The sequence below is a fragment of the Paracoccus sp. P2 genome (assembly GCF_046335115.1).
Classification (GTDB): domain Bacteria; phylum Pseudomonadota; class Alphaproteobacteria; order Rhodobacterales; family Rhodobacteraceae; genus Paracoccus; species Paracoccus pantotrophus.
On the sequence record NZ_JBGOSN010000037.1, the window covers coordinates 23742 to 41075 of the forward strand.

Annotated in this window: 15 protein-coding genes; all 15 read left to right on the top strand. The window is 64.6% G+C overall.

Translation table 11 applies throughout. The features are described from left to right. Nucleotides 1–68 precede the first annotated feature (68 nt). The 15 genes from ACDP63_RS18690 (at nt 69) to ACDP63_RS18760 (ending at nt 17173) form a co-directional block, all read left to right on the top strand. The gene (locus ACDP63_RS18690; protein WP_409928425.1) at nt 69–896 is read left to right on the top strand and encodes a substrate-binding periplasmic protein; all 828 of its coding nucleotides are present in this window, start codon (nt 69–71) and stop codon (nt 894–896) included. Nucleotides 897–991: 95 nt separating this feature from the next. After that, nucleotides 992–1768 carry an amino acid ABC transporter ATP-binding protein gene (locus tag ACDP63_RS18695; RefSeq protein WP_409928426.1) on the top strand — a complete coding sequence of 259 codons (777 nt, stop codon included), beginning with the start codon at nt 992–994 and terminating at the stop codon, nt 1766–1768. Between the two features lie 8 nt (nt 1769–1776). Further along, nucleotides 1777–2439 (top strand): amino acid ABC transporter permease, encoded by a 663-nt coding sequence (locus ACDP63_RS18700; RefSeq protein ID WP_409928427.1) that lies wholly within the window; start codon nt 1777–1779, stop codon nt 2437–2439. Between the two features lie 12 nt (nt 2440–2451). Continuing rightward, complete coding sequence (locus ACDP63_RS18705; RefSeq protein ID WP_409928428.1) at nt 2452–3123, top strand: amino acid ABC transporter permease; 672 nt, start codon at nt 2452–2454, stop codon at nt 3121–3123. Nucleotides 3124–3147: 24 nt separating this feature from the next. Then, nucleotides 3148–4026, top strand: a complete 879-nt coding sequence (gene dapA, locus ACDP63_RS18710; RefSeq protein ID WP_409928429.1) for a 4-hydroxy-tetrahydrodipicolinate synthase — start codon at nt 3148–3150, stop codon at nt 4024–4026. A gap of 61 nt (nt 4027–4087) precedes the next feature. Then, a complete protein-coding gene (locus ACDP63_RS18715; protein ID WP_409928430.1) occupies nt 4088–5320 on the top strand; it encodes an NAD(P)/FAD-dependent oxidoreductase in 1233 nt (410 codons plus the stop codon). 13 nt (nt 5321–5333) lie between these two features. Continuing rightward, on the top strand, nt 5334–6032 hold the full coding sequence (locus tag ACDP63_RS18720) for an SDR family oxidoreductase (RefSeq protein WP_409928431.1): 699 nt from the start codon (nt 5334–5336) through the stop codon (nt 6030–6032). 8 nt (nt 6033–6040) lie between these two features. Next, nucleotides 6041–7510 carry an aldehyde dehydrogenase family protein gene (locus tag ACDP63_RS18725; protein WP_409928432.1) on the top strand — a complete coding sequence of 490 codons (1470 nt, stop codon included), beginning with the start codon at nt 6041–6043 and terminating at the stop codon, nt 7508–7510. Further along, nucleotides 7507–8538 (top strand): proline racemase family protein, encoded by a 1032-nt coding sequence (locus ACDP63_RS18730; RefSeq protein WP_409928433.1) that lies wholly within the window; start codon nt 7507–7509, stop codon nt 8536–8538. The genes ACDP63_RS18725 and ACDP63_RS18730 overlap by 4 nt, the downstream gene beginning before the upstream one ends. After that, entirely contained in the window at nt 8535–9287 is a 753-nt protein-coding gene (locus ACDP63_RS18735) for an SDR family NAD(P)-dependent oxidoreductase (protein ID WP_409928434.1), read from the top strand. The genes ACDP63_RS18730 and ACDP63_RS18735 overlap by 4 nt, the downstream gene beginning before the upstream one ends. Nucleotides 9288–9347: 60 nt before the next feature. Next, nucleotides 9348–9725, top strand: coding sequence for a RidA family protein (locus ACDP63_RS18740; protein WP_409928435.1), 378 nt, complete (start codon nt 9348–9350; stop codon nt 9723–9725). Nucleotides 9726–9894: 169 nt separating this feature from the next. Next, complete coding sequence (locus ACDP63_RS18745; protein ID WP_409928436.1) at nt 9895–13329, top strand: pyruvate carboxylase; 3435 nt, start codon at nt 9895–9897, stop codon at nt 13327–13329. 34 nt (nt 13330–13363) lie between these two features. Continuing rightward, the gene (gene tpa / locus ACDP63_RS18750) at nt 13364–14743 is read left to right on the top strand and encodes a hypotaurine--pyruvate aminotransferase Tpa (RefSeq protein WP_409928437.1); all 1380 of its coding nucleotides are present in this window, start codon (nt 13364–13366) and stop codon (nt 14741–14743) included. 67 nt (nt 14744–14810) lie between these two features. Then, entirely contained in the window at nt 14811–15926 is a 1116-nt protein-coding gene (gene alr / locus ACDP63_RS18755) for an alanine racemase (protein WP_409928438.1), read from the top strand. Continuing rightward, nucleotides 15923–17173, top strand: a complete 1251-nt coding sequence (locus ACDP63_RS18760) for a D-amino acid dehydrogenase (protein WP_409928439.1) — start codon at nt 15923–15925, stop codon at nt 17171–17173. The genes alr and ACDP63_RS18760 overlap by 4 nt, the downstream gene beginning before the upstream one ends. Nucleotides 17174–17334 lie beyond the last annotated feature (161 nt).

Sequence of the window (17334 nt, forward strand, 5' to 3'; positions counted from 1 at the left end):
CGGCACAATGCTGACAAGAAAAATGCCGCAGAGACGACAAGAATACCGACAAGCACTGGGAGACTGACATGCTGATGAAGAAGATCTCGAAGCCTGCGACAATGATGGCCCTAGCTGTTGCGCTCTCGGCGGGTGCCGCGCCCGCACAGGAAACGAGCGGTTACTGGCAAAAAGTTCAAGACGCCGGAAAGCTGCGCTGTGGCGCCGCAATCGCAGCACCATATTTGATGCGCGATCCTGCGACCGGCGAATATTCTGGATTTTTTGCTGATATATGCCGCGATTTCGCCGCCGTACTGAGCGTTCAGCCCGAGTTCGTTGACACGACATGGGATAATATCGTTGCAGGCCTGCAAGCCGGGAAGTGGGATGTCTCTCTCGCGCTCAGCCGGACACCGACCCGTGCAATGGCAATCAACTTCTCTGACGCGGCAATGGAGTATAAAACCTCCTTTATCTATCGCAACGACAACCCAAAATTCGACGATAATCCTACTTCATTCGCGGATATCGATGTCGCCGGTAACACGTTTGTAGTTATGTCAGGTTCCTCACAGGATAAGACCGTCACCGATGCGACAAAAAACGCTACGATCGTGCGCCTGCCAGGGCATGATGAAGCTCGCTTGGCAATCATGTCGCGCCGCGCAGATGTTCTTGTCGATGCGTCCGACGCCAACGCTATTTATGTTGAGATGAATCCTGATTGGGCGGTGTTGTTCAATCCAGAGCCGCCGCTCGCAGAATACGGTGTGGGGTTCGGTCTGCCACAATCCCTGACTTATCAGGAAGTTCAGGTGGCAAATATTTTTATCGAGCAGCTCCGCGCTACCGGCAAGGTTGAGGAATACATTGCGAAAGCCGTTGCGGAGGTTGCCGCTGCGGGGAAGAATTAATCTCTCCCCTGTGACGACAGGACAACAAAGTTAGGCGACGGGCCGGCGCGGGAGGCGGCGGCCCGTAGAAAAAGCCATGTTCGGGAGAGTAGTCGATGGCGAATAAGCAGGAAGGGTCCGCGCTGGTCCAAATCAGCGATCTTCACAAAAGCTACGGTCCGAATGTTCAGGTTCTTAAAGGGCTGAACATCGAGATGATGCCCGGCGAACGGGTGGTCGTGATCGGCCCTTCGGGTGGGGGCAAGTCCACGTTGCTGCGTGTGGTCATGGGGCTTGAGGAAATCCAGGGCGGCAGCATCAACTTCGGCGGCAAGCCCTATATCACCGCCAAAGGACGCAAGACGGTCATCGACACCGAGGTCCGAAAGCAGATCGGCATGGTCTTCCAGCACTACACCCTGTTCCCGCATCTGAGCATCATGGAGAACCTGATCCTTGCCCCGCGCAAGGTCCATGGAGAAAGCCGCGCTTCCGCCCGCGAACGCGGACAGCAAATCCTGGAACGCTTCGGCTTGGGCGCCAAGGCGGATGCCTATCCCAGCCAGTTGTCCGGTGGCCAAAAACAGCGCGTCGCCATCGCCCGCGCGCTGATGCTGGATCCCAAGCTGATGCTGTTCGACGAGGTGACCTCGGCGCTCGACCCAGAACTGGTGGCGGAGGTCGAGGCGGTGATCCTGCAACTGGCCGGACAGGGCATGCCGATGATGATGGTGACCCATGACATGTGGTTTGCCAGGAACGTCGCCAGCCGGGTGATCTTCTGCGCCGGCGGCGTGGTGGTCGAGGACGGCCCGCCCGAACAGGTGCTGGGCGACCCGCGCGAAGAACGCACCCGCGAGTTCATCAACCGCGTCTTCCACATCAAGGCCTGAGGCGCGCCATGGATTACACACTCGACATAGGGGCGGTCACCCGGAACATGGGTCCGCTGATGGACGGGCTTTGGGTGACGCTGCAACTGACGCTTGCGGCAAACGTGATCGGGGTCATCGCCGGCTTCGCACTGGCCCTGCTGACCACCAGCAAGCTCGCCGTCTTGCGCTGGCCGTCCATGCTGTTCGTGGAATTCTTCCGCTGCACCCCGGCCATCGTCCAGATCGTCTGGTTCTTCTATTGCGTGCCGATGATCTTCAACGTGTTCTGGGGCCCGGTCTTCATGGGCGTCGTCGCCCTGGGCCTGAACCTGACCGCCTTCAATGCCGAAGCCTATCGCGCCTCGATCCAGGCGGTCCCGCGCGAGCATCTGGATGCCGGCATCGCGCTTGGCCTGTCGCCCACGCAGCGGATCCTGAACATCGTGCTGCCGCAGGCGTTGCGCAATTCGGTTCCAGTGCTGCTGACCAACGGGATCGGCATCTTCCAGCAAAGTGCGCTGGTCGCCATCGTCGGCGTCGCCGACCTGATGTATCAGGGCAAGACGCTGGCCACGGCCACCTATCGCCCGATCGAGACCTTCACGGTCGTTGCCCTGATCTATCTCGCCATCTCCTACCCGGTCGGCCAGTTCGTGAACTGGCTGGAACGCCGGCAGAGCCATTCCTGAGGAGGGACGGATATGGGTATGACACTGGATTTCTCGATCCTGCTGCGCTTTACCGATGCGCTGGCGCTGGGGCTGTGGACCACGATCAAGCTGACCTTGCTGTGCATCGTCCTGGGCACCTCGCTGGGCTTCGTCATCGGCTTGCTGCGCAGCAGCGGCAATGCCTTCGTCCGCGGCCTGCTGGGCCTTTATGTCGAGCTGTTCCGGGGCACGCCGGTGCTGATCCAGCTGTTCTGGGTCTTCTTCTGCCTGCCGCTGATCCTGGGGGTCGAGTTCTCGAACTTCGTTTCGGCCACCATCGCCCTGACGCTCTATATGGGCGCGATCACCTCCGAGACCTTCCGCGCCTCGCTGCGTTCGGTGGGCCGCGAGCAGATGGATGCCTGTGTGGCGCTTGGCCTGCCGCGTGCGGCGCAGATCGTGAACGTGATCCTGCCGCAGGCGGTGCTGCGCGCCGTGCCGACACTGCTGTCGAACGCCGTCTCGTTGTTCAAGGAAAGCGCGCTGGTCTCGGCCGTGGGCATGGCCGACCTGATGTTCATCGGCCAGAACATCTCGAACAACACGGCCCGTCCCGTCGAGGTGCTGACCGTGGTTGCCGGCATCTACTTCGTCATCGCCTTCCCCCTCACGCGGGCCGTCACCGTCGTCGAGCAGAAGCTGCTGCGCAAATTCTCCGCATAATTTACTGAAAAGAAAGGAAACACCATGAAACTGCAAGGTGTCATGCCCGCCCTTGTCACGCCCTTCGACGCGGCCGGCAAGATCGACTTCGCCGCTTTCGAGAAGCTGCTGACCAACCTGCGCGAAGCCGGCGTCTCGGGCTGGGTGCCCTGCGGCTCCTCGGGCGAATACAACTTCATGTCCGACGAGGAACGCGACAGCGTGCTGAAATTCGTCAAGGACTTCGCCAAGCCGGGCGAGATCCTGATCGCCGGCACCAACGCGCCCTCGACCGCCGGCGTCATCGCCAACACGCTGCGCGCCAAGGAAATGGGCTATGATGCCGTGCTGCTGGCGACGCCCTTCTACACCAAGCCGACGCAGGCCGAGCTGATCAAGCATTTCCAGACGGTGCTGGACGCCACCGACATGCCCATCGTGCTCTACAGCTATCCCGACAAGGACGGAATCGAGCTGGGCTGGGAGGTGCTGGACGCGCTGGCCGACGATCCGCGCATCATCGGCATCAAGGAAAGCTCGGGCTCGCTGCAACGCGCCATCGGCATCGCCACCCGCTACAAGGACCGCATCCAGCTGGTCTCAGGTTCGGACGACATCGCACTGGACTTCATGCTCTGGGGCGCCGACGCTTGGATCTGCGGCCCGGCCAACTGCATGGCCAAGGCGGTCTGCGATCTGGACCGCACCTATCGCTCGGGCGATCTGAACAAGGCGCGCGAACAGATGGCAACGCTTTATACTGCGATGAACATCCTGGAATCGGGCAAGTTCGTGCAGAAGCTGAAATACGGCTGCGAAATCCAGGGCACGCCGGCCGGCGAATGTCGCGCGCCTCTCGGCCCGCTGACGGAAGAGGAAAAGGCCGATTTCCGCAAGGCCATGGAGCCGATCCTGAACTGGTAAGCCGACCTGGCCGGGCGGCAAACACCGCCCGGCCGCCACTGTCGAAGGGAGGAGGACAGGCATGACCACGGTCATCGTCGGCGCAGGCATCATCGGCACCGCCATCGCTTATGAGTTGCAAAAACGCGGTCGGCAGGTCGTCCTGCTGGACAGGGGCGAAGTCGGACACGGCGCCTCTTACGGCAATATGGCCTCGATTGCGGTGACGGAATTCATGCCCGCCTCGCGCCCCTCGGTCTGGAAACAGATCCCCGGCTGGATGCTGGACCCCGAAGGTCCGGTCCGCGTCAGCCCCCGCTACATGCCGAACCTGATCCCCTGGTTCATGCGGTTCATCGCCGCCTCGCGCCCCTCGAAGCTGCGCCAGCTGGAGGCGCAGGGCGCGGCACTGTGCTTGCGCGTCTACGACGACCTGCTGCCGCTGCTGCGCGAAACGGGCCTTGAGGGCGAGCTGACCGAAGAAGGCTGCCTGTCGCTTTACAGCGACGAGGCCGAATTCCGCGCCGACCGCGAGCATATCGAGATCCTCGAACGCTTCGGCTTTCCGCACCGGCGGCTGACCGGCGCCGAGGCGCGCGAACTGGAACCGGAACTGTCGGACGGCATCGGCATCGCCGTGCTGTTCCCGCAGAACCGCAGCCTGCGCGACCCGCATCGGGTGGTCGTCGCGCTTGCCGACCGCTTCGCCGCCCTGGGCGGACGGATCGAGCACGGCGAGGTCGCAGGCTTCGACCGCAGCGACCGCATCACCGCGGTGCGGCTGAAGGACGGCCGCACCATCCCCGCCGATGAGGTGGTGATCTGCGCCGGCGCCCATAGCGCGCGGCTCTCGAAGCTGCTGGGCGAGCCGATGCCGCTGGAAACCGAGCGCGGCTATCACACCCAGATCATGTCGCCCGGCATCTCGATGCGGCATTCGATCATCTGGCCCGCGCGCGCCTTCATGGTCACGCCTACGGCGGGCGGCATCCGCGTCGGCGGCACGGTCGAGATGGCGGGGTTGGACGCCGCGCCGGATTATCGCCGCGCCAAGATCACCGTGAAGCGCGCCCGCGAGGCACTGCCGAACCTGGCTTGCGAGGATTTCACCGAATGGATGGGCCACCGCCCGGCCTTCCCCGACACCGTGCCGGTCATGTCGGCCTCGGCCAGGGTGCCGGGCGTGTTCTACGCCACCGGCCACGGGCATCTTGGCGTCACCTATGCGGCGACCACGGCCCGGCTGATGGGCGACCTGATCACCGGCGCGCCGCCGCCCGTCGACATGCGCCCCTATCGTATCGACCGTTTCTGAACAGGAGCATCCCATGACGCAAAAGGTTTGTCTGATTACCGGCGGGGGCCGCGGCATGGGTGCCGCCGTCGCGCGCGAAATGGCCTCGCGCGGCTACAGGCTGGCGCTGATGTCGCCTTCGGAAAGCTGCGAGACGCTGGCGGCGGAACTGGGCGGCGTCGCCCGGCGCGGCGTCGCGCAAAGCGAAGACGACATCCGGGGTATCTTCGATCTGACGATGTCCAGCTACGGCCGCATCGACGCGGTGCTGAACCATACCGGCCACCCGCCCAAGGGCGATCTGCTTGAGATCACGGATGAGAACTGGGATCTCGCCAACGACATGATCGTGAAGTCGGTCGTCCGCATGGCGCGGCTGGTGACGCCGGTCATGCAGGAGCAGGGCGGCGGCGCGATCGTCAACATCACCACCTATGCGGCCTTCGAGCCCTCGCTGTGGTTCCCGGCCTCCTGCGTCTATCGCGCGGGCGTGTCATCCTTCACCAAGCTTTACGCCGACCGTTACGGCGCCGACAACATCCGCATGAACTGCCTGCTTCCGGGCTTCACCGACAGCCTGGACGTAGAGAAATTCGGCGACCTGACGGCGCTGAAACGCATCGGCAAGGTCGAGGAGCAGGCCAAGGCCGCCGCTTTCCTGCTGACCGACGATTCAAGCTACATCACCGGCCAAAGCCTTCGGGTCGATGGCGGTCTGACCCGGCATATGTGAGGAACAAGATGCAGACCAAGCTCTATATCAATGGCGAATGGGTAGCCCCGGCCGAGGGCGGCACGCTGCCGGTCATCGACCCGGCGACCGAGGAGGTGTTTCACCACATCCCCGCCGCCACCGCCCCCGATGCCGAAATGGCCGTCGCCGCCGCGCGCGAGGCGTTCGATAAAGGCCCCTGGCCGCGCATGACCGGCGCCGAGCGCGCGAAATACCTGCGCGCCATCGCCCAGGGCATCCGCGACCGACTGCCGGAACTGGCGCATATGGAGACGCGCGACAACGGCAAGCCGCTGCCCGAATCCGAATGGGATCTGTCGGATGCGGCCGGCTGCTTCGACTTCTACGCCGATCTCGCCGAGGAACTGGACGGCGAGGTCGAGGAGATCGCGCTGGCCGACGACCGTTTCACGGCAAAGGCGGTGCGCGAGCCGCTGGGCGTCGCGGTCGCCATCGTGCCCTGGAACTATCCGCTGCTCATGGCCTCGTGGAAGGTCGCGCCGGCACTGGCGGCAGGCTGCACCATGATCCTGAAGCCGGCCGAGACCACCTCGCTGACCGCGCTGGAACTGGGTGCCATCGCCGAGGCGGCGGGCCTGCCCAAGGGGGTGCTGAACATCCTGTCGGGCAAAGGCTCGGTCGTGGGCCAGGCGCTGGTCGAGCATCCGCAGGTCGACAAGGTGGCCTTCACCGGCTCGGGCCCGGTCGGCTCGCGGATCATGGCGACGGGCGCCCGCGACATCAAGCGCATCAGCCTGGAGCTGGGCGGCAAGTCTCCCTTTGTCGTCTTCGCCGACAGCGAGATCGAAAAGGCGGTCGAATGGATCATGTTCGGCATCTTCTGGAACCAGGGCCAGGTCTGCTCGGCCACCTCGCGCGTGCTGGTCGAGGCGTCGCTCTATCCACGCCTGCTGGAGCGGCTGGTCGAGGAAGCGCAGAAGATCAGGATCGGCAACGGTCTGGACGAGGGCACGCTGCTCGGCCCGCTGGTCAACAAGAGCCAGTATGAGGACGTCCTGCGCCATATCGACCGCGCCGTCGAACAAGGCGCCACCGTCGCCTGTGGCGGCCGGCATGACGGCTTCGACAGGGGTTTCTGGGTCGCGCCCACCGTGCTGACCGACACGGCGCCGGACAGCGACGCCTGGGTCGAGGAGATCTTCGGCCCCGTGGTCTGCATCCGCCCCTTCGACACCGAGGACGAGGCGATCCGGCTGGCCAACGACTCGCGCTTCGGCCTGGCCGCGGCGGTGATGTCGGCCGACGAGGCGCGCTGCGAGCGCGTCGCCCGCGCCTTCCGCGCCGGCATCGTCTGGATCAACTGCAGCCAACCCACCTTCACCGAGGCGCCATGGGGCGGCTACAAGCAATCCGGCATCGGTCGCGAACTGGGCCGCTGGGGTCTGGATAACTATCTGGAAACCAAGCAGATCACCAGCTTCGTCAGCGAAGAACCCTGGGGATGGTATCTGAAATGACCTTCGAGAAGTCCCTCGACATCCTGCTGGTGCATTGCCAGGGCGAAAGCGGCAACGTGCTGGTGGGCGGGGCGCCCGAGATTCCGGGCGCCACCATCCTCGACAAGATGAACCACCTCAACGAGGTCGACCCGTCGCTGCGGCTGTTCCTGACGCGCGAGCCGCGCGCGCAGGTGGTTCATACCACCAACCTGCTGCTGGCACCGACGCGGCCCGATGCCGATGCCGCCTTCATCGTGCTGCAACCGGACCGTGCCCATCCGATGTCGGGGTCAAATTGCATCTGCGTGGTGACGGCGCTGCTGGAATCCGGCCGGGTGAAGATGGTCGAGCCGGAAACCGTGGTGCGGCTCGACACTGCCGTCGGGCTGATCCTGGCCCGCGCGCAATGCGAAAACGGCCGCTGCCTCTCGGTCAGCCTCGACAACGTACCGGCCTTCGTTCAGCAGCTTGACGCAATAGTCTCGACCCCGAAATGGGGCACGATCAAGGCCGATATTGCCTTTGGCGGCCTCTACTACGCCCAGATCGACGTGGACCAGGTCGGCCTGCGCATCGTCCCCGAGGCAGCCCGCGCCCTGGCCGAGGCCGGGACTGAAATCAAGGCGCTGTTGGCCGAACAGATCTCGGTCCAGCACCCCGAGATACCAAATCTGAACTACATTGCCTTTGTGATGTTCCGCGACTACCAGCCAGACGGGTCGGTCATCACCTGTACCACGCTGAAACCTGGCCGGGTCGATCGCTCGCCTTGTGGCACGGGGTCGTCCGCGAACCTAGCGGTGCTGCATGCGCGTGGGATGGCGGCGACTGGCGACAAGCGACTTTCGCACAGCATCATTGGTGGCACCTTTACCGCCGAGATCCTAGGTGAAACCACAGTCGGCAACCGTCCCGCGATCATACCCCGCATCACCGGACAGGGCTATGTCTTCGGTCGCCAGCAGTTGCGACTGGATCCACAGGATCCATTCGCGCAGGGCTTTGCCATGTCGGACACCTGGGGTCCGCAGGTCGGCGAGTTATGACGCCTTCCGGACAATCCATCCTCGTGACCGGCGCGACCGGCGCCATCGGGCGGGCGATCTGCCATGCGCTGGTCGTCGAGGTCGCGCAGGTCGTCGTCACCGATGTGAACGCCGAAGGCGCCGAGGCAACCGTGGCCCAGATCGTGGCGCAGGGCGGCAAGGCGCGCGCGCTGGCCAGCGACATCTCACAGCCCGAGGGCTGCCGTGCGATCGTCGAGAATGTCATCGCCACCGAAGGCGCCATCGGCGTGCTGTGCAACAATGCCGGTATCAACCGGCGCGGCAACCTTCTGTCGCTGACGCCCGAGGATTGGCGGCTGTCCTTCGCCATCAATGTCGACGCGATGTTCCACCTGTGTCAGGCCGCCCTGCCCCACATGATCGCGGCGGGCGGCGGCGCCATCGTCAATACAGCCTCGCAATGGGGGCTTTACCCCGCACCGAACCATATCGCCTATAACGTGACCAAGGCGGCGGTGGCGAGCTTCACACAGAACCTCGCCCGCGACTATGCGCCCGACAAGATCCGCGTGAACGCCGTCTGCCCCGGTGAGATCCACACCCCCATGCTGGAGGCGGGGGTCAAGCGTGCGGGCCGCACCATCGCGGACCTGGACAGGATGGTGCCCTTCGGTCGCATCGGCAAACCCGAGGAAGTGGCGGCGCTGGTCGCTTTCCTCGCCTCGGACGAGGCCGCCTTCATGTGCGGCTCACTGGTCGAGATCACCGGCGCGCAAGCTGTGGCCTAAGCAGGATCCACGGAACCGCGGCCCCATCATGTAACAGTCCCCAGCAAAGGAAATACGAAGATGTTGACGGAAATCAGAACGCAAAACGCCCCCGGCGCGGTCGGACCGTTTTCCCAGGCGATCCAGGTCGGGAATCTTCTTTTCGTATCGGGTCAGTTGCCCATAGATCCCACGACCGGCGAGTTTGCGTCGGATGACGCCGTGGCCCAGGCCGAGCAATGCCTGCAGAACCTGACCGCCATCGCCGAGGCGGCCGGAACGGATCTGTCGAAGACGGTCAAGACCACGGTCCTCCTGACCGATCTGGGCAAGTTCGCCGAGATCAACACGGTCTATGCCCGCTTCTTCGCGGAGCCCTATCCTGCCAGGGCCTGCTACGAGGTTTCGGCCCTGCCGAAAGGTGCAAAAGTCGAGATCGAAGCCATCATCGCAATTTAAGCGGCCTTCTGCCGCTTAGGGCTTCGGTTCCAACTACCTGTTCCGTTCCGGACAGCGAATCCAATGTCGCTTTTTTCCTCCCAAGCGGCATCGGATGGGGCGCTCACCGCCCTGCCTCCCCAAGGTGCCCGGCATGTGGCCGGGCACCTACCTCTCGAAAGGACCCATCATGTTCCGGAAGATATTGGTATCGAATCGTGGTGAGATTGCGATTCGGGTGATGCGGGCGGCGAACGAGTTGGGGAAGAAGACCGTCGCGGTCTATGCCGAGGAGGACAAGCTCAGCCTGCACCGCTTCAAGGCCGATGAGGCGTATCGCATCGGCGGCGGGCTCGGGCCGGTGGCGGCCTATCTCAGCATCCCCGAGATCATCCGCGTCGCGAAGGAATCGGGCGCCGATGCGATCCATCCGGGCTACGGGCTGCTCAGCGAAAACCCCGATTTCGTCGATGCCTGCACGGCGGCCGGGATCGCCTTCATCGGCCCGTCCTCGGACACGATGCGCGCGCTGGGGGACAAGGCCAGCGCCCGGCGGGTGGCAATCAAGGCCGGCGTGCCGGTGATCCCGGCGACCGAGGTGCTGGGCGAGGATTTCGACGCCATCCGGCGCGAGGCCGAGGAAATCGGCTATCCCCTGATGCTGAAGGCCAGCTGGGGCGGCGGCGGGCGCGGCATGCGGCCGATCAACTCGCCTGACGAGCTGGAGGCCAAGGTCCGCGAGGGCCGGCGCGAGGCCGAGGCCGCCTTCGGCAATGGCGAGGGCTATCTGGAAAAGATGATCCTGCGCGCCCGCCATGTCGAGGTGCAGCTCTTGGGCGACGGCCATGGCGGGCTCTATCACCTTTACGAACGCGACTGCACCGTGCAGCGCCGCAACCAGAAGGTCGTCGAGCGCGCCCCGGCGCCCTATCTGACCGACGAGCAGCGCGCCGAGGTCTGCGAACTGGCGCTGAAGATCGGCCGCGCCGTCGGCTATCGCAACGCCGGCACCGTCGAATTCCTGATGGATATGGACAGCCAGCGGTTCTACTTCATCGAGGTGAACCCGCGCGTCCAGGTCGAGCATACCGTGACCGAAGAGGTCACCGGCATCGACATCGTCCAGGCCCAGATCCTGATCGCCGAGGGCGCGACGCTGGCCGAGGCCACCGGCACCGCCAGCCAGGCTGACGTGCGGCTGAACGGCCACGCCCTGCAATGCCGGGTCACCACCGAAGACCCGCTGAACAATTTCATCCCCGATTACGGCCGCATCACCGCCTATCGCAGCGCCACCGGCAATGGCATCCGCCTTGATGGCGGCACCGCCTATTCCGGCGGCGTGATCACGCGCTATTACGATTCGCTGCTGGTCAAGGTCACGGCGCACGCCCAGACGCCGCAAAAGGCCATTACCCGCATGGACCGGGCGCTGCGCGAGTTCCGGGTGCGCGGGGTGGCGACGAATATCGAATTCGTCATCAACCTGCTGAAGCACCCGACCTTCCTTGATGACAGCTACACCACCAAGTTCATCGACACCACGCCGGACCTGTTCGCCTTCCGAAAGCGTCGCGACCGGGCGACCAAGCTGTTGATCTATATCGCGGATATTTCCGTGAACGGCCACCCCGAGACCGCCGGCCGGCCCCGCCCCGCGGCCGAGGCGCGCAAGCCCGTGCCGCCCGCGCCCCGCGCCGAACCCGCGCCCGGCACGCGGCAGCTCCTGGAAAGCCAGGGCGCGAAAGCCGTCGCCGACTGGATGCTGGACCAGAAGCGGCTGCTGGTCACCGACACCACCATGCGCGACGGCCACCAGAGCTTGCTGGCGACAAGGATGCGCTCAATCGACATGATCCGGGTGGCGCCGGCCTATGCCGCCAACCTGCCCGGCCTGTTCAGCGTCGAATGTTGGGGCGGCGCGACCTTCGACGTGGCCTATCGCTTCTTGCAGGAATGTCCCTGGCAGCGGCTGCGCGACCTGCGCGCGCGGATGCCGAACCTGATGACGCAGATGCTGCTGCGGGCCTCGAACGGCGTCGGCTACACCAATTACCCCGACAATGTGGTGCGCGAATTCGTCCGCCAGGCGGCCGAGACCGGGGTCGACGTGTTCCGCGTCTTCGACAGCCTGAACTGGGTCGAGAACATGCGCATCGCCATGGATGCGGTGATCGAATCGGGCAAGATCTGCGAGGGCACGATCTGCTATACCGGTGACCTGCTGGACCCAGCGCGGCCGAAATACGACCTGCAATATTACCTGAAGATGGCGCGCGAGCTGCGCGACGCCGGCGCGCATGTGCTGGGGCTCAAGGACATGGCGGGGCTGTTGAAACCGGCCTCGGCCAGCATCCTGGTGCGGGCGCTGAAAGAGGAAATCGGCCTGCCGGTGCATTTCCACACCCATGACACCGGCGGGCTCAGTGGCGCCACGATCCTGGCCGCGGCCGAGGCCGGCGTCGATGCGGTCGATTGCGCCATGGATGCGTTTTCCGGCAATACCTCGCAGCCCTGCCTGGGGTCCGTGGTCGAGGCGCTGCGCCACACCGGGCGCGACACCGGGCTCGACATCGCCGCGATCCGCGAGATCAGCAATTATTGGGAAGCCGTGCGCGGGCAATATGCGGCCTTTGAATCCGGCCTGCAGGCGCCCGCCTCCGAGGTCTGGCTGCACGAGATGCCCGGCGGCCAGTTCACCAATCTCAAGGCCCAGGCGCGCTCGCTTGGCCTTGAAGAGCGCTGGCACGAGCTCGCCCAGGCCTATGCCGATGCCAACCAAATGTTCGGCGATATCGTCAAGGTGACGCCCTCGTCCAAGGTGGTGGGCGACATGGCGTTGATGATGGTGGCGCAGGGGCTCTCGCGGGCGCAGGTCGAGGACCCGGCCGTCGAGGTCGCCTTCCCCGACTCGGTCGTGGACATGATGAAGGGCAACCTGGGCCAGCCCCCCGGCGGCTGGCCCGAGGCGCTGCAACGCAAAGTGCTGAAGGGCGAGGCGCCGCTGACCAGCCGCCCCGGCGCCTCGATGCCGCCGGTCGATCTGGAGGCGGTGCGCGCCGAGGTCATCCGCCAGCTGGAAGGCAAGGCGGTCGATGACGAGGACCTGAACGGCTACCTGATGTATCCCAAGGTGTTTTTGGACTACATGGGCCGGCACCGCATGTATGGCCCGGTGCGCACCCTGCCGACGCGGACCTTCTTCTACGGCATGGAGCCGGGCGAGGAGATCGAGGCCGAGATCGACCCCGGCAAGACGCTGGAGATCCGCCTGCAGGCGGTGGGCGAGACCGACGAGCTGGGCGAGGTCAAGGTCTTCTTCGAGCTGAACGGCCAGCCCCGGGTGATCCGGGTGCCGAACCGTCTGGTCAAGGCGCAGACCGCCGCGCGTCCCAAGGCCGATCCGGCGAACCCCGCCCATATCGGCGCCCCGATGCCGGGCGTGGTGGCCTCGGTCGCGGTGACGCCCGGCCAGACCATCCCCCCCGGCGCCCTGCTGCTGACCATCGAGGCCATGAAAATGGAAACCGCAATCCACGCCGACCGGGCAGGAACCGTCAAAGCCGTCCACGTCACACCAGGACAACAAATCGACGCAAAAGACCTCATGATCGAAGTCGAGTAGACGATTCAGCTCTAGCAAAGAGGAGAACAGAACAATGTCAACGATTGAGACACTTAACGATCTTTCCGCAGTCGTCGCCGCCGACCGCACCCATGTCTGGCACCATCTGAGCCAGCACAAGCAATACGAGACCGTCGACCCGCGCGTCTTCGTCGAGGGCAAGGGCATGCGGCTGTGGGACGCCACCGGGCGCGAGTTCCTGGACGGGCTCTCGGGCGGGGTCTGGACGGTGAACGTGGGCTATGGCCGCGAAAGCATCGCCAACGCGGTGCGCGACCAGCTGCTGAAGCTGAACTATTACGCCGGCGCCGCCGGCACCGTTCCGGGCGCGATCTTCGCGCAGAAGCTGATCGAGAAGATGCCCGGCATGAGCCGGGTCTATTACTCGAACTCGGGCTCCGAAGCGAACGAGAAGGTCTACAAGATGGTGCGCCAGATCGCCGCGCGCCACCATGGCGGCAAGAAGTGGAAGATCCTCTATCGCGACCGCGACTATCACGGCACCACCATCGCCACGCTGGCGACCTCGGGCCAGGACCAGCGCGCCGCGGCCTACGGCCCCTTCCCCGACGGTTTCATCCGCGTGCCGCATTGCCTTGAATACCGCAAGCAATGGGACGTCGAGAACTACGGCGAGCGGGCGGCGGACGCCATCGAGGAGGTGATCCTGCGCGAAGGCCCCGACACCGTCGGCGCCATCGTGCTGGAACCGGTGACCGCCGGCGGCGGCGTCATCACTCCGCCCGAGGGCTACTGGCAGCGCGTGCAGGAAATCTGCCGCAAATACGACATCCTGTTGCATATCGACGAGGTCGTCTGCGGCCTAGGCCGCACCGGCACCTGGTTCGGTTACCAGCAATACGGGATCGAGCCGGATTTCGTCACCATGGCCAAGGGCGTCGCCTCGGGCTACGCCGCGATTTCCTGCACGGTGACGACCGAGCGCATGTTCGAGATGTTCAAGGACGCGCCCGAGGATGGGATGAGCTATTTCCGCGACATCTCGACCTTCGGCGGCTGCACCTCGGGCCCGGTGGCGGCGCTGGAGAACATGCGCATCATCGAGGACGAGGGGTTGCTGGAAAACACCGTCGCCATGGGCGAGAGAATGCTGGCGAACCTGCACGCGCTCATGGAGAAGCATGCCGTGATCGGCGACGTGCGCGGCAAGGGTCTCTTCCTGGGCGCGGAATTGGTCGCGGACCGCAAGACAAAAGAACCTCTGGCCGAAAAGCTGGTGCAGGCGGTGGTGGCCGACTGCATGGCGCAAGGCGTCATCATAGGCGCGACCAACCGCTCCGTTCCGGGCTTCAACAACACGCTCTGCCTGTCCCCGGCCCTGATCGCCACCGAGGACGACATCGACGCCATCACCGGCGCTATCGACGGGGCGCTGAGCCGCGTGGCCGGCTGAAAACAAACACGATCCGCGGCGGGACGATTCTGCCGCGGATTCCCGAAAGGCATTCACGAGGCGCCATATGGACATTTCCGCAATCGACATGACTGGTGCAACCGGCTGGCTGACCATCGATCTGGAAGCTCTTGCCGACAACTATCGCTTGCTGGCATCACGCGTGGTGCCCGCACGGCAAACGGCGGTGGTCAAGGCGGATGCCTATGGGCTAGGCGCGGTCCCGGTCTCGAATGCCCTTTACCAAGCGGGCTGCCGGGATTTCTTCGTCGCACAGTATCTTGAAGCAGTCACATTGCGCCCCGCACTTCCTGCCGATGCGCGCATCTTCGTGCTGAATGGCCTGCAACCCGGTGCGGAGGCGCGGGCCGCTGAGCTGGGCCTGATCCCGGTGCTGAACTCGCTTGAACAGGTGCGCAACTGGTCTGCCCTTGCCCTGCCCGCCGTGCTGCAGCTCGATACCGGCATGTCCCGATTGGGTGTGCCTACCGAGGAATTGCAGGCCGCGCGCGAGGAACTGGCTCAGGCCGGTACGCCCCTGTTGTTTCTGATGAGCCATCTGGCCTCCGCCGACGATCCGGCCAACAGCCAGAACGTTGAGCAACTGAACCGGATGCGGAACCTGGCTGCCGAATTCCCCGGCTGCGACATCTGCTTTGCCAATTCCGGCGGCATCTTCCTTGGCGACGACTATCACCACGCGCTGACCCGCTCGGGCATCGCGCTTTATGGCGGCGCCCCGACCGAAGGACGGCCGAATCCGATGCGGCCCGTCGTGGCACTGGAAGTAGCGGTTATCCATTTGCGCAATCTGGAGGCCGGAACAGCGGTCGGCTACAGCGGCACCCATGTCACCGCCGGCCCGACGCGAGTCGCGACCATCGCGGCGGGTTATGCCGACGGGCTGCTGCGCAGCCTCAGCAACCGGGGTGCCGTCTGGTTCCAGAGCCGGCGTCTTCCCATCATCGGCCGCGTCTCCATGGACAGTATTACGGTCGATGCTTCCGCCCTGCCGGAAGACACTATGACCCTTGGTTCGCGCGTCGAAATTCTTGGCCCGCACCAGACACTCGAAGATGTGGCCCGCGACGCCGGCACCATCTCCTACGAGATTCTGACCAGCCTCGGCCACCGCTACCACCGAACATATCTGCAACCCAATCCCCGCGGGAATACATCATGAAAGTCATCGTCCTTGGTGCCGGGATCATCGGCGTCACTTCAGCCTGGCAGCTTGCCAAAAGCGGCCACGAGGTCACGGTCATTGACCGTCAACCCGGTCCTGCCCTGGAGACCAGCTTCGCCAATGCGGGCGAGGTGTCCTTCGGTTACTGCTCGCCCTGGGCGGCGCCCGGCATTCCCGCCAAGGCGATCCGATGGCTGCTGATGCAACACGCGCCCCTGATCCTGCGACCCAAGGTCGACATGGCGATGATCCGCTGGCTGACCGCGATGCTGCGCAACTGCACCTCGGCCCGCTATGCGCTGAACAAAGGCCGCATGCTGCGCCTGGCCGATTACAGCCGCATCGCGCTGGCGGAACTGCGCGAGGAAACCGGTATCCGTTACGACGAGCGGATGCAGGGCACGCTGCAATTGTTCCGCACGCAAAAACAGCTTGATGCCAGCGGCAAGGACGTGAAGGCGCTGGCGGCCGACAACGTGCCCTACGAGGTGCTGGACCGCGACGGCTGTGTACGCACCGAACCGGCACTGCGCCATGTGCGCGAGAACTTCGTAGGCGGGCTGCTAACCCCGAAGGACGAGACCGGCGACTGCTTCAAGTTCGCCAATGCGCTGGCCGAACTGGCGGCGGCGAAAGGCGTGGTCTTCCGCTATGGCACCGGCATCCAGGGGCTGGACGTGCAGGGCGGCAGGGTGCGCGCGGTGCTGACCGACGCCGGCCGGATCGATGCCGATGCGGTCGTCGTCGCCATGGGCAGCTATTCGCCGCTGCTGCTGCGCCCGCACGGGATCCGTCTGCCGGTCTATCCGGTCAAGGGCTATTCGCTGACCATTCCAATCGAACGGCCAGAATTTGCGCCCGAATCCACCGTGATGGACGAGACCTACAAGATCGCCATCACCCGCCTAGGCGACCGCATCCGCGTCGGCGGCATGGCCGAAATCTCTGGCTATGCGCTGCATCTGGGGATCCCGCGGCGAAAGACGCTGGAACATTCGGTGACGGACCTGTTCCCCGGCGGCGATCCGGACAAGGCGGAATTCTGGTCCGGCCTGCGCCCGATGACCCCGGACGGAACTCCGATCATTGGACCGACGAGGGTGCAAGGACTGTACGTGAATACCGGCCACGGTACGCTGGGCTGGACCATGAGCAGCGGCTCGGCCCGACTCATCGCCGATCTCGTAAGTGGCCGGAAGCCCGAGATCGACGCGACTGACCTGGCTGTCAGTCGTTACGCCTGAGCCGGTACACGCTGCACCGAATGCACCAGAAGTAATCAAGAGGAGAACCGATATGGAAGAACTCTACCACTGGATCGACGGCAAGGAAGTCAAAGGCACTTCGGGCCGCTTCAGCGACGTGATGAACCCCGCTACGGGCGAGGTGCAGGCCCGAGTGCCTC

Coding starts and splice junctions, on each gene's coding strand:
- ACDP63_RS18690 (WP_409928425.1), top strand. CDS start 69: ATGCTGATGAAGAAGATCTCGAAGCCTGCGACAATGATGGCCCTAGCT.
- ACDP63_RS18695 (WP_409928426.1), top strand. CDS start 992: ATGGCGAATAAGCAGGAAGGGTCCGCGCTGGTCCAAATCAGCGATCTT.
- ACDP63_RS18700 (WP_409928427.1), top strand. CDS start 1,777: ATGGATTACACACTCGACATAGGGGCGGTCACCCGGAACATGGGTCCG.
- ACDP63_RS18705 (WP_409928428.1), top strand. CDS start 2,452: ATGGGTATGACACTGGATTTCTCGATCCTGCTGCGCTTTACCGATGCG.
- dapA (WP_409928429.1), top strand. CDS start 3,148: ATGAAACTGCAAGGTGTCATGCCCGCCCTTGTCACGCCCTTCGACGCG.
- ACDP63_RS18715 (WP_409928430.1), top strand. CDS start 4,088: ATGACCACGGTCATCGTCGGCGCAGGCATCATCGGCACCGCCATCGCT.
- ACDP63_RS18720 (WP_409928431.1), top strand. CDS start 5,334: ATGACGCAAAAGGTTTGTCTGATTACCGGCGGGGGCCGCGGCATGGGT.
- ACDP63_RS18725 (WP_409928432.1), top strand. CDS start 6,041: ATGCAGACCAAGCTCTATATCAATGGCGAATGGGTAGCCCCGGCCGAG.
- ACDP63_RS18730 (WP_409928433.1), top strand. CDS start 7,507: ATGACCTTCGAGAAGTCCCTCGACATCCTGCTGGTGCATTGCCAGGGC.
- ACDP63_RS18735 (WP_409928434.1), top strand. CDS start 8,535: ATGACGCCTTCCGGACAATCCATCCTCGTGACCGGCGCGACCGGCGCC.
- ACDP63_RS18740 (WP_409928435.1), top strand. CDS start 9,348: ATGTTGACGGAAATCAGAACGCAAAACGCCCCCGGCGCGGTCGGACCG.
- ACDP63_RS18745 (WP_409928436.1), top strand. CDS start 9,895: ATGTTCCGGAAGATATTGGTATCGAATCGTGGTGAGATTGCGATTCGG.
- tpa (WP_409928437.1), top strand. CDS start 13,364: ATGTCAACGATTGAGACACTTAACGATCTTTCCGCAGTCGTCGCCGCC.
- alr (WP_409928438.1), top strand. CDS start 14,811: ATGGACATTTCCGCAATCGACATGACTGGTGCAACCGGCTGGCTGACC.
- ACDP63_RS18760 (WP_409928439.1), top strand. CDS start 15,923: ATGAAAGTCATCGTCCTTGGTGCCGGGATCATCGGCGTCACTTCAGCC.